This window comes from Corallococcus sp. CA041A (assembly GCF_003612075.1).
Classification (GTDB): Bacteria; Myxococcota; Myxococcia; order Myxococcales; family Myxococcaceae; genus Corallococcus; species Corallococcus exiguus.
On record NZ_RAWF01000315.1, the window covers coordinates 1 to 10,657 of the forward strand.

Consider the following 10,657-nt stretch of genomic DNA (forward strand, 5'->3'; position numbering starts at 1 on the left):
GTCCCCCACCATGCCGTCCCTTCTTCCGCTCTCCTCCGCCCGCGCCGCCGGGCTCCTCGCGGCGCTCGCGCTGGTACTCACCAGCGCCACGCCCGCGTTCGCCCTGCCGGGTGGAGGCAAGACGCCCCGCGCCATCGTGGAGGCGGACTCAGACCTGCCCCCGCCGGTGACGGGCGTGGACGTGGAGGAGCACCTGGGGGATCCGCTCCCCCTGGAGACCCGCTTCCTGGACTCCACCGGGGAAGAGGTGCGGCTGGGCACGCTGCTGTCGAAGACGCGCCCCACCCTGCTCACGCTCGTCTATTACGAGTGCCCCATGCTCTGTAACCTCGTCATCAACGAGCAGGTCCGCGTGATGCGCGAGCTGGGCCTGGAGCTGGGCAAGGACTACGAGGCCGTCACCGTCAGCATCGACCCCAAGGACACCCCGGCGCAGAGCACCGAGCGGCGGCGCAAGTACCTCCAGTCCATGGGCAAGCCGGAGACGGCTCCGTGGCACTTCCTCACCGGCACCGACGAGAACATCCACAAGCTCGCCGATGCCGTGGGCTTCAAATACACGTATGAACCGAGCACGAAGCAGTACGCCCACCCCGCGGTGGTCACCGTGCTCACCCCGGAGGGGAGCATCTCCCGCTACCTCTACGGCACGTCGTTCGACCGCAAGGACGTGAAGCTTTCGCTGCTGGAAGCAGCGGGCGGTCGGGTCGGGACGAGCGTCGATCGCATCGTCATGTCCTGTTTCAAGTATGACACCGCCACGCGGCGGTACGGTTTCTACATCTTCGGGTTCATCCGCCTGGGCTCCCTGGCTGTCTTTGGCGCCCTGGCCACGATGCTGATCTATTTCTGGAGGCGCGAGCTGAAGAAAGGCGCGACTACATGAGCGACCTGGCCAACCAATTCCTGTTCCTCCCGGAGCGCGCGTCCACGTTCGCGGAACGGGTCGACTTCCTGCACTACTTCGTCGTCGGCACGACGATGGTGATGTCCGCGGGCGTCGGCCTCGCGGCGCTCTTCATGTTCTTCCGCTACCGTCGGCGGGAGGCCCACCAGCACACGGAATACGTGGTGCCGGACCTGAAGACGGAGTTCCTCTTCGTCTCCGTTCCGCTGGTGTTCTTCCTGGCGTGGTTCGCCATCGGGTTCCGGGACTTCACCTGGTTCACCACTCCGCCCAAGGACTCGATGGATGTCTACGTCATGGGCAAGCAGTGGATGTGGAAGTTCTCCTATCCGGAGGGCCCCAACGGCGTGAACGTGCTGCACGTGCCGGCTCACCGCCCGGTGCGCCTGCTGATCACCTCACGCGACGTCATCCACTCCTTCTACGTCCCGTCCTTCCGCATCAAGATGGACGCGCTGCCGGGCCGCTACACGCAGGCCTGGTTCGAGGCGACGAAGCCCGGCACGTACCAGGTGCTCTGCACCGAGTACTGCGGCTTGTCGCACTCGAAGATGCTGGCGGAGGTCGTCGTGCTCGCGCCGGAGGACTACGAGAACTGGCTGAAGGAGCAGCAGCGTGGCCGCCTGCAGGACCGGCAGGACGCGCTGGCGGACACCTCGCTGGTGCCCCCCGTCGCCCGCATGGCCGAGCAGGGCCAGAAGCTGGTGGGCACGCAGGGCTGCCTCAAGTGCCACTCGGTGGACGGCTCGAAGCACATCGGCCCCACCTTCCTGGGCATGTACGAGCGCGAAGAGAAGCTCGACGATGGCCAGAGCATCCGCGTGGATGAAGCCTACATCACCCAGTCGATGATGGACCCGGGCGCGCACATCGTCGCCGGCTACCAGAACGTGATGCCGACCTACCAGGGCAAGCTGCAGGGCCCCGAGTCGGCCGCCATCGTCGAGTACATCAAGACGCTGCGCACCGCGAACGTGCGTGAGACCGCTTCCGAGGGCCCCGCCTATGACCCCATCCAGTAGCATCGCCGCGCCGGGGGCCGTCCCCGGCCATGAGGCGCACGACGACCACGGCCACCACCCGAGCTACCTGACGGACGGCACCACGGTGAAGTCGTGGCTGCTGACGGTGGACCACAAGCGCATCGGCATCATGTACATGGCGTGGATCCTGCTCTTCTTCCTGGTGGGCGGCATCTTCGCGCTGCTCATCCGGATCGAGCTGCTCACGCCCGGTCCGACCATCATGGACGCGATGACGTACAACCGCGTCTTCACGCTGCATGGCGTGGTCATGATCTTCCTGTTCATGATCCCCGCCATCCCGGCCATCTTCGGCAACTTCCTGCTGCCGCTGATGCTGGGCGCCAAGGACGTGGCGTTCCCGCGGCTGAACCTGCTGTCGCTCTACGTGTACCTGGCGGGCGCGGGCTTCGCGCTCTGGGGCATGCTCAACGGCGGTCTGGACACCGGTTGGACGTTCTACACGCCGTACAGCGCGCACACGACGACCACGGTGGCGCCGGTGCTGTTCGGCGCGTTCATCATCGGGTTCAGCTCCATCCTCACGGGCATGAACTTCATCGTCACCACGCACACCATGCGCGCGCCGGGCATCACCTGGTTCAAGATGCCGCTGATGGTGTGGGCGCTCTACGCCACCAGTTGCATCCAGGTGCTGGCGACGCCGGTGATTGGCCTGCTGCTCCTGCTGGTGACGGCGGAGAACCTGTTCAGCCTGGGCATGTTCGACGTGGCCCGCGGCGGTGACCCGGTGCTCTTCCAGCACCTGTTCTGGTTCTACAGCCACCCGGCCGTGTACATCATGGTGCTGCCGGCGTTCGGCGTGATGAGCGAGGTCGTCTCCACGTTCAGCCGCAAGAACATCTTCGGCTACCGCGCGGTGGCGTACTCCAGCGTGGGCATCGCGTTCGTGGGCTTCTTCGCCTGGGGCCACCACATGTTCGTGTCCGGCCAGTCGACCTTCAACGCCGGCGTGTTCGGCGTGCTGTCGATGCTGGTGGGCGTGTTCACGGCCATCAAGGTCTTCAACTGGGTGGGCACCGTCTACAAGGGCGCGGTGGAGTTCAGCACCCCGTTCGCCTATTTCTGCGGCTTCCTGTTCTTCACCGTGTTCGGCGGCATGACGGGCATCGCGGTGGCGACGGTGTCGCTGGACGTGGCGTGGCACGACACCTACTTCGTCGTGGCGCACTTCCACTTCATCATGGTGGGCGCGACGATCATGGCCTTCCTGGCCGCGCTCCACTACTGGTTCCCGAAGATGTTCGGGAAGATGTACCACGAGGGGTGGGGCCTGGTTTCCGCGGCGCTCATCATCCTGGGCTTCAACGCGACGTTCATCCCCCAGTTCCTCGTGGGCAACGCGGGCATGCCGCGCCGCTACTACGAGTACCCGGAGCGCTTCCAGGCGCTGAACGTGGCGTCCACGGCCGGTGCGTCGCTGCTCGCGTTCGGCTTCATCATCATCGCGGTGTACCTGACCTACGCGCTCATCTACGGCGAGCGCGTGGACAACCCGTGGCACAGCAAGGGCTACGAGTGGCTGACCCAGTCCCCTCCGCCCACGCACAACTTCATCGGGCCCCAGCCGACGTATCCCGAGGAGCCGCACTTCTACGTGGATCCGAAGAAGGCCCAGGGCGAGGTGTCGGATGTCTAGCGCGCACGTGACGCCGGGCTCGGTGCCCGGTCCCAAGCTGGCCGCTCACTTCGCGTCGCTGGAGGTGCAGAAGCACGCGGCGCGGCTGGGCATGTGGCTGTTCCTCGCCACGGAAATCCTGCTCTTCGCCGGTCTGTTCGCGTGCTACGCGGCCTACCGCTTCCTGTTCCCGGAAGCGTGGGCGGCGTCCAGCCGCAGCCTGGACCTGACGATGGGCACCATCAACACGGTGGTGCTCATCACCTCCTCGTTCACCGCCGCCATGGCGGTGCACTACGCCAAGGAGGGGAAGAACGCGATGGTGGGGCACATGAACGTGCTCACCCTCCTGATGGCGGTGGGCTTCCTCGTCATCAAGTTCTTCGAGTACAAGCACAAGTTCCACATCGGGACGCTGCCGGGCCGCTACTACTTCTACGAAGGCATCCAGCTGCCGGGCGCGCCGCTGTACTTCACGGTGTACTTCGCCTCCACCGCCCTGCACGCGCTGCACGTCGTCATCGGCATGACGGTGCTGGCGTTCGCCACGGTGCGCGCGTACCGCGTCGGGGACTTCAACGCGAACAACTACACGCAGGTCGAGCTGGGCTCCATGTACTGGCACCTCGTCGACCTGGTGTGGATCTTCCTCTTCCCGATGCTGTACCTGGTCTGAGGGTTACGACATGGCCATCGCCAACGAATCGCATCAGGAAGAGCACAACATGCAGGCGCACCACGGCGCCGGGCGCTACGTGGTCATCTGGATTGCGCTGCTGGTGCTCACGCTCGTCACGGTGTTCACCGGCCGCATGCACCTGCCTGACTTCGGTCTGGTGCTCGCGCTCATCATCGCCAGCGTGAAGGGCACGCTGGTGGCGCTGTACTTCATGCACCTGTCGGAGCACCAGGGCGCCAACCGCCTGGTGTTCGGCGTGTCCATCCTGTTCGTGGTGCTGCTCATCGGCTTCTCGCTGATGGACCTGGGCACCCGCTTCCGTCTGGCCAACCCGCCGGGGTCGCAGTACAGCGACCTGCAGGCGGTGGACATCGGAGCGAACCCGACGGAAGGCCGCACGGGTGGCCACCAGCAGATCCAGAAGCAGGGACACGAAACGCACGAGTAGTTCGTCGCTTTCCGCAGTCCCCTGAAGCACGAACGCGGCGCCCGGGATTCTTCCCTGGCGCCGCGTCGCTTTTGGCGGGCTTGGGTGCCCGCGTGGGGGACTACAGGGCGACGGTCAGGTTGAAGGAGAGCGCCGTGTCGGTGGACACCTTGCCCGGGGGCGGAGCGCTGTCGGACTTCACGAGGAAGCCCACGCCCAGGGCCAGCGCGTCGGTGAGGTTCGCCATCACCTGCGTCTGGCTGCTGAAGAGGATGCGCGCGTCGGAGATGACGCTGACCAGGATCTCCGCCTCTTCCTGGAAGGTGATGTCCTTGGAGAGGCCGTAGCGGAACAGGGCGCCGAAGCGCGGACCGCCCAGGTCCACGTTCGGCAGGTCCACGCGATTGGGGTAGTACTGGAAGCGCAGCTCGCGTGCGTAGCGGAAGGCGAAGTCGGTGCGCAGGACGGTCTCGCGCACGCTGGCCTTCTCGTCCCGCTTGGTGTCGAACCAGAAGATGCTGGCGCCGGCTTCACCGTAGGGCCGCGCCTCGATGCTCTTGATGTGGTCCGTGTCCACGCCGGCCAGCAGGTAGCCGCTGATCTCCTGCGTGAAGCGGCGGTCCCCGCGCAGCTCGACGCCGGCGTTGAGGGCCACCACCTGGGACAGGGACTCCACCTCCCCTTCCACCTGGGGCGGGCGGCTGCGGCCGTACGCGCCGTAGGCCTTCACGGAGTAGATCCAGTGCTCCGTCTTGCGCAGCGCGCTGGCCAGGCCGCTCACCGTCAGCGTGGACGCGTTGCCGGTGAGGGAGATGAGGCTCAGGCCCACGCTGACGTCCCAGACGCTGGGCTTCACGGGGGCGGCGACGGCGGCGGCCTCGGGGCTGTAACTGTTTTCGACGACCTTCGTCTCGCCCTGCACCACGTCGTAGAAGCCCCGTTCCACATCCACCTCGGGTGAGCCGTTACGTGGGGCCTGGACGCTGATGCGCATGTCCCCGACCCGCATCCACCAGACCTCGTCGTCGACCTGTTCGACATGGAGCCAGTTCCCCACAACCAGTTCCTTGAGGGCCCCCTGGTTCTCGAAGTACACGGGGCCGGAATCCGTCTGGGTGAATAGCCTCCAGATCCCTCCGGGCACCTTCAAACGGCGTCGGCGCCGCCGCATCGCGGCTTTCGACTCCACGGGCGGCGGCCGTTCAGGGGCCGGCCAATGAGGCCATCTCGCGGGCTGATCATCCACCAGGACGACGGACGGGTGGCGAATGGCCATTCCCCGGAGCTCGTCGTGCAACGATTGAGGTGGTTGAGGTACTCCAGGGCCTGGGCGGAACCGCTTCTTCATCATCAACCAGTCGAGTCCCATCCAGTCCCAGACCGCGGCCATCACCGCCGCGGCCCCGTCGACTCCAACGAAGCTATTCGCCTCCCAACCGTGATTCACCTTGAAGCCATCCCGAAAGACCAGCGTATCCAGATACAAGATACCTACGGCGACTCGGGCGGCGGCTTCATCGCGCACGTGCCCCCAGAGCGGCTCCACGCGATTCGCCACTTCCGTCAGGAAGACGCGGTCGAACTCGGAGTCCCCTGCATACTCATCAACGCGCGCCAGATTCACGGGTGTTCCTCACAAGACCACGGCGACCCGTCCGAACTCGACATCTATTGGCTCCACTTCTCACGGCAGTAGTAGTTCGACTCCTCTCGAATCTGCTCCCGATATTGAGACATGGTCCCCTTGTTGATGCTGCTGTCGACGGAATCACTCACGGTTCCAGCATCCTCCCAGCGGCAGTGGTTGCAGATGTCGTAGCCGGTTCCCACCACGGCATTATACAGCAATATCGCCTCGCAGACCTGCGGCAGGAAACCGTTGGTGACGCCACGGTAAAGGACCTGGATCGCCTCCTCATTCGCCCCGCGCTCACGTTGCATCAGGGTCATCCGGCCAGAGAGCACTCATCGTCGAATCGAGATGGCGCAGGGCCTCCAGCCAGGACTTCGCCTGTCCCTCTTCAACCCGCGCACGTGCATCCAGCAGCAGCCTGGCAATCCCCTCAAGGTTCTCGCGCCAGAACCACCAGGTGGGCCCCTCAGGAAGGGGGCGGACGCTCACGTCGTCCCCACCGTCGTTCGCTCTCCCGATTTTATAGAGATACCTCCGCCCCCCACACTCCAGCTCCCCGCGCAAGCCATAAGCGGTCTGCTCGGTCTCCAGCCCATGCAGCAGGAGAAAGGCCTTCACATCATCAATGGGCGCCATCTCCACCACCTCCTGTCCCACTCGTTTTCCAAGGGTGAGGCTCGCGCATTCGCCCTACGCACAAGCCGCAACAGTTTTCCATGCACGCTGGAGACATGCAGGCTTCAAGACTCGCGCCGAAGCTGAAGCCCCAACTCCATCGCCCGCCGTTCGATTTCAGGTAGCCTGTTTGGCCAGAAGCGCCCCAGCAGCCATTCGCCTTCCCTGGCCTTCTTCAGGACGGCTGAAACAGGCATGTTCGCGGCCTCTTCCGATAGCTTGCGCAACGCAACGATCTCTTCGAGAGAAGGGCTCGTCGTCTTCCAAACAACAACCATGCAAACCGGCCTCACCTCGGGCTCGCACTCCGACACCAGAACAAGATCCAACCTGAGCTGAAGTTCGTGAGCCTGATTCCAGAGGGCATCAATCTGGCTTTCCATATACTCCCCCAGCACCCATCCATCCCGCTTTGACCGCTCCCAGATATCAACAGCAGGGATAGCCCTCGCCTCAGGGGCAATCTTCCTCAGGCTCTCCAGCTCAGCGAAACTCAAGATCTCGTTTTTCCACCGGATGACCGCTCGGAACCGCTGCCCCGGCCCGAGGCGCGGCGTTGACAGCGCATGGACGTCATGTCCACACCTCAAGCACCGGAAGTGGTCCGTGCCTCTCGTCACGCCGACCCAGGCAAGCTCACCAGAGCACTCCGAGCACGTCATCACTCCCTCATTTCCAGACTCATCCGCCTCACTCCTCGACACGGTGCGTGGCGAACGGCGTCCAGCCCGCTGCTTCAATCTCTTCACGGCTCGCGGGCTTCGCGTCGGCCTCATCCTCCAAGGTCAGGAAGCCAGCGGTCACCGCTCCCACGGTCGCCGGATCCCGCCAGCCCCACTCACACTCTTCGCAATGGAGGTAGAGGGAGCCGTTCTCAAGCTCCCGCATGATGAACAGGCGCCCCTGGCCACGGCACCTGGAGCATGTCGTATACCAATAGGTGGTCATGCCCGACGGCTCTCAACCCGGGCGGCGGCACCTTCGCTCACGGGGATGGCACGCCTGGGTTCACGGGCTTCCCGTCCCGATATGTGTAGCGCTCGGCCACCCGTCCGACGAAACGCTGGATGCCTTCAGTCCCCAATTGAGGCACCTCCGGTATCCCCCAGCGCCTTTCTGCTTCGTAGACGGAGGTGTCCAGCGGGTACGCGACAAGCTCTCCGGAAAGGTGCTTCTCCGCCAGCCACGCGTCCGCCAGGGCCTTCCGGGAGAAGACCGCGGTCACCTGGACGGCGCCCTCCCCCGTGAAGAGCCAGACACACCCGAGCGCCATCCGGCGCTGGAGGTGGCGGTGCTCCGGCAGCTCCCGCGTCGTGATCGTTACGTCCAGGCCCAGGGAGCGAAGCTCGGCGACGACCGCGGACGGGTCCGGAGGATCCGCGACGACGACCGAATACTCCGTCGCTTCACTCCAGCGCAGACTGAAGCGCAGCCCGCTCGCTGCTTCGAAGGCCCAGTTGAACTCCCGGCCTCCCGCTGTGCGCAGCGAGTCCTCCTCGATGAATCCAGGCTCTCCAAGGGGCCGGAGGTCTTCCCGGGTCGAGGCAAAGTTCACGACCCAGTCCTCGGCACCGTAGGAAATCGCTACTGGGAAAGACACGGGTCGCATCGAGAGCCCCTCTGCTTGGGACATCGCCTCCCGCATCCATACACGCCCGGCGCCATGCCGCGAAGAGTGCGGGAGCACCCTCCACACGGACACGTGGCAGCGAGCCGTGTGAAGGGCCGCGCCATGAGTGTGGCGCGAACTTGCTGCCCCCTTCGCAAGCCTGACAGGCAGGCCTGGCGCTCAGGCCCGCGCGGCGTCGTCGTAGGAAACGCGCAGGCCGTCGTACGTCACCGTGATGAACGGACGCCCCATCCAGCCGCAGTGCGTGCAGACGGCGTTCGGACCGGTCGCGGTGACCCGCACCGGCAGGTCCGACTCGCACACGGGGCAGCCCTCGGGGAGGGTGTACTCACGGGTCTGGGAGTGGACTTCGGTCATGTCTTCAGGGGTAACGCAGCCTCCGGACGCCGCAAGGCGCCCCCCGGTTCCGCCTTCCCTGAAACATGCGACGCAGGCCTGTTCGTCTGTCTTTCCGCCACACCGGGCGCCCGCTCCCCTGCCTACTCCCGAACGCCTGATTTTCGGATGATCGTTGAACGATGAACGGTTGGGCCCCCGTCCCGAATGTCTCGGGCCGGAGGATTCATGGACCGGACGAAGTCTCTTTCGCTCGCCGCCCTGGCTGCCCTTTTCGTGGGGGGCTTCGCCTCGGGTGACGCGCTCGCCCTGCCGCGTGATCCCTACCTTCAGAAGGTGGGCCCCGACACCGCCACCGTGGCGTTCCGGCTGTCGTCGAACTGCTCCAGCGCCCAGGTGCGCTACGGCGTGGGCAACACCAGCCAGACGGTGAAGTCCTCGGCCACCGCGAAGATCCACGCCGTGGTCCTCACCGGCCTGGCCCCCGCCACCTCCTATACGTACTCCGTGGACGGCTGCGGTGAGACGACCCCGGCGAAGGCGTTCACCACCGCCCCCGTGCCCGGCACGCGGCGCGTGCACTTCGCCGCCGTGGGCGACTTCGGCACCGGTGGCAGCGATCAGAAGAAGGTCGCCGCCTCCATGCTCACCAACAAGCCGGAGCTCTTCGTCGCCCTGGGTGACAACGCCTACGCGTCCGGCACCGAGACCGAGTTCCAGACCAACCTCTTCACCCCCATGGCCGCCCTGCTCGCCCAGGTGCCCATGTTCGCCACGCCCGGCAATCACGAGTACGTGACCAACGAGGCCCAGCCCTACCTGGACAACCTCTACCTGCCCACCAACAACGCGGAGGGCTCGGAGCGCTACTACTCGTTCGACTGGGGGCACGTGCACTTCGTGTCCATCGACTCGAACTGCGCCGTGGGCCTGGCGTCCGCGTCCAAGTGCACGCTCGCCGCGCAGAAGGCGTTCGTGGAGAAGGACCTGGCCGCCACCACGCAGCCGTGGAAGGTCGTCTTCTTCCACCACCCGTCCTGGTCCAGCGGCGAGCACGGCTCGCAGCTCACCATGCGCCGCCAGTTCGGCCCCCTGTTCGAGAAGTACGGCGTGGACCTGGTCCTCACCGGCCATGACCACGACTACGAGCGCAGCAAGCCCATGCTCGGCGACGCCGAGGCCGGCAAGAACGAGACGGGCATCCCCTACCTCGTCGTCGGCGGCGGCGGCGCCACCCTGCGCACGTTCGCCACGTCGCGCCCCTCCTGGAGCGTCATCCGCGACGACGCGGCCCACGGCTTCCTCGACGTGGACGTCGTCGAGGGCAACCTCACCGCGAAGCTCGTGAAGACGGACGGCGGCACCCTGGACTCGTTCACCCTCTCCAAGACGCTCCCCGCGCAGCCGGATCAGCCCCAGGGCACGCTGAACGTCGCCGTCAACACCGCCAGCGGCACCGCGCCCCACACGGCCTCGTTCACCGCGACGGCCTCCCAGTCCGGCGCCACCGTCACCTGGGACTTCGGCGACGGTGCCACCGCCGAAGGCCCCCAGGTCCAGCACGTCTTCGCCCAGGCCGGCACCTACACCGTGACGGCCAAGGCCTCCGTCCAGGGCGCCGCCCCGCTGACGGCCACCACCGTGGTCACCGTGACGTCCAACGGGACCACCGACCCTGGCACCGACCCCGGTACGGGTGAGGACCCCGG

13 protein-coding genes are annotated in these 10,657 nt (G+C 65.8%); 6 read left to right on the forward strand and 7 right to left on the reverse strand.

Annotated features, from left to right (window positions below; all coding sequences use genetic code 11):
- The first annotated feature begins 10 nt into the window (after window positions 1–10).
- The 5 genes from D7V77_RS36435 to D7V77_RS36455 are packed head-to-tail and all read left to right on the forward strand — an operon-like array spanning window position 11 to window position 4,695.
- Entirely contained in the window at window positions 11–886 is an 876-nt protein-coding gene (locus D7V77_RS36435) for an SCO family protein (protein WP_120580873.1), read from the forward strand.
- Entirely contained in the window at window positions 883–1,929 is a 1,047-nt protein-coding gene (gene coxB, locus D7V77_RS36440) for a cytochrome c oxidase subunit II (protein WP_120567457.1), read from the forward strand. The genes D7V77_RS36435 and coxB overlap by 4 nt, the downstream gene beginning before the upstream one ends.
- Window positions 1,913–3,589, forward strand: coding sequence for a cytochrome c oxidase subunit I (locus D7V77_RS36445; RefSeq protein ID WP_120580866.1), 1,677 nt, complete (start codon window positions 1,913–1,915; stop codon window positions 3,587–3,589). The genes coxB and D7V77_RS36445 overlap by 17 nt, the downstream gene beginning before the upstream one ends.
- Window positions 3,582–4,244: a cytochrome c oxidase subunit 3 family protein gene (locus D7V77_RS36450; RefSeq protein WP_120560477.1), complete on the forward strand. Its 663-nt coding sequence runs from the start codon at window positions 3,582–3,584 to the stop codon at window positions 4,242–4,244. Before D7V77_RS36445 ends, D7V77_RS36450 begins: the two co-directional genes overlap by 8 nt.
- Window positions 4,245–4,254: 10 nt before the next feature.
- Complete coding sequence (locus D7V77_RS36455; RefSeq protein ID WP_120580867.1) at window positions 4,255–4,695, forward strand: cytochrome C oxidase subunit IV family protein; 441 nt, start codon at window positions 4,255–4,257, stop codon at window positions 4,693–4,695.
- A gap of 100 nt (window positions 4,696–4,795) precedes the next feature.
- On the opposite strand, the gene D7V77_RS45185 is transcribed toward D7V77_RS36455, so the two are convergent.
- The 7 genes from D7V77_RS45185 to D7V77_RS36490 form a co-directional block, all read right to left on the reverse strand.
- On the reverse strand, window positions 4,796–6,298 hold the full coding sequence (locus tag D7V77_RS45185; protein WP_233597454.1) for a DUF481 domain-containing protein: 1,503 nt from the start codon (window positions 6,296–6,298) through the stop codon (window positions 4,796–4,798).
- A gap of 44 nt (window positions 6,299–6,342) precedes the next feature.
- Window positions 6,343–6,615 (reverse strand): hypothetical protein, encoded by a 273-nt coding sequence (locus D7V77_RS36465; protein ID WP_126936365.1) that lies wholly within the window; start codon window positions 6,613–6,615, stop codon window positions 6,343–6,345.
- Window positions 6,605–6,943: a hypothetical protein gene (locus D7V77_RS36470; protein WP_126936364.1), complete on the reverse strand. Its 339-nt coding sequence runs from the start codon at window positions 6,941–6,943 to the stop codon at window positions 6,605–6,607. Before D7V77_RS36470 ends, D7V77_RS36465 begins: the two co-directional genes overlap by 11 nt.
- Before the next feature lie 104 nt (window positions 6,944–7,047).
- Entirely contained in the window at window positions 7,048–7,479 is a 432-nt protein-coding gene (locus tag D7V77_RS36475) for a hypothetical protein (protein ID WP_147452274.1), read from the reverse strand.
- A 193-nt stretch (window positions 7,480–7,672) separates the two neighbouring features.
- On the reverse strand, window positions 7,673–7,870 hold the full coding sequence (locus tag D7V77_RS36480) for a hypothetical protein (protein WP_126936363.1): 198 nt from the start codon (window positions 7,868–7,870) through the stop codon (window positions 7,673–7,675).
- Window positions 7,871–7,967: 97 nt separating this feature from the next.
- Complete coding sequence (locus D7V77_RS36485; RefSeq protein ID WP_233597455.1) at window positions 7,968–8,537, reverse strand: hypothetical protein; 570 nt, start codon at window positions 8,535–8,537, stop codon at window positions 7,968–7,970.
- 234 nt (window positions 8,538–8,771) lie between these two features.
- On the reverse strand, window positions 8,772–8,969 hold the full coding sequence (locus tag D7V77_RS36490; protein WP_120580872.1) for a hypothetical protein: 198 nt from the start codon (window positions 8,967–8,969) through the stop codon (window positions 8,772–8,774).
- A gap of 207 nt (window positions 8,970–9,176) precedes the next feature.
- On the opposite strand from D7V77_RS36490, the gene D7V77_RS36495 reads away from it, so the two are divergent.
- The coding region (locus tag D7V77_RS36495; protein WP_120580876.1) for a metallophosphoesterase at window positions 9,177–10,657 on the forward strand (1,481 nt) is incomplete at its 3' end.

Coding starts and splice junctions, on each gene's coding strand:
- D7V77_RS36470 (WP_126936364.1), bottom strand. CDS start 6,943: ATGGCGCCCATTGATGATGTGAAGGCCTTTCTCCTGCTGCATGGGCTG.
- coxB (WP_120567457.1), top strand. CDS start 883: ATGAGCGACCTGGCCAACCAATTCCTGTTCCTCCCGGAGCGCGCGTCC.
- D7V77_RS36465 (WP_126936365.1), bottom strand. CDS start 6,615: ATGCAACGTGAGCGCGGGGCGAATGAGGAGGCGATCCAGGTCCTTTAC.
- D7V77_RS36445 (WP_120580866.1), top strand. CDS start 1,913: ATGACCCCATCCAGTAGCATCGCCGCGCCGGGGGCCGTCCCCGGCCAT.
- D7V77_RS36450 (WP_120560477.1), top strand. CDS start 3,582: ATGTCTAGCGCGCACGTGACGCCGGGCTCGGTGCCCGGTCCCAAGCTG.
- D7V77_RS36435 (WP_120580873.1), top strand. CDS start 11: ATGCCGTCCCTTCTTCCGCTCTCCTCCGCCCGCGCCGCCGGGCTCCTC.
- D7V77_RS36480 (WP_126936363.1), bottom strand. CDS start 7,870: ATGCGGGAGCTTGAGAACGGCTCCCTCTACCTCCATTGCGAAGAGTGT.
- D7V77_RS36490 (WP_120580872.1), bottom strand. CDS start 8,969: ATGACCGAAGTCCACTCCCAGACCCGTGAGTACACCCTCCCCGAGGGC.
- D7V77_RS36455 (WP_120580867.1), top strand. CDS start 4,255: ATGGCCATCGCCAACGAATCGCATCAGGAAGAGCACAACATGCAGGCG.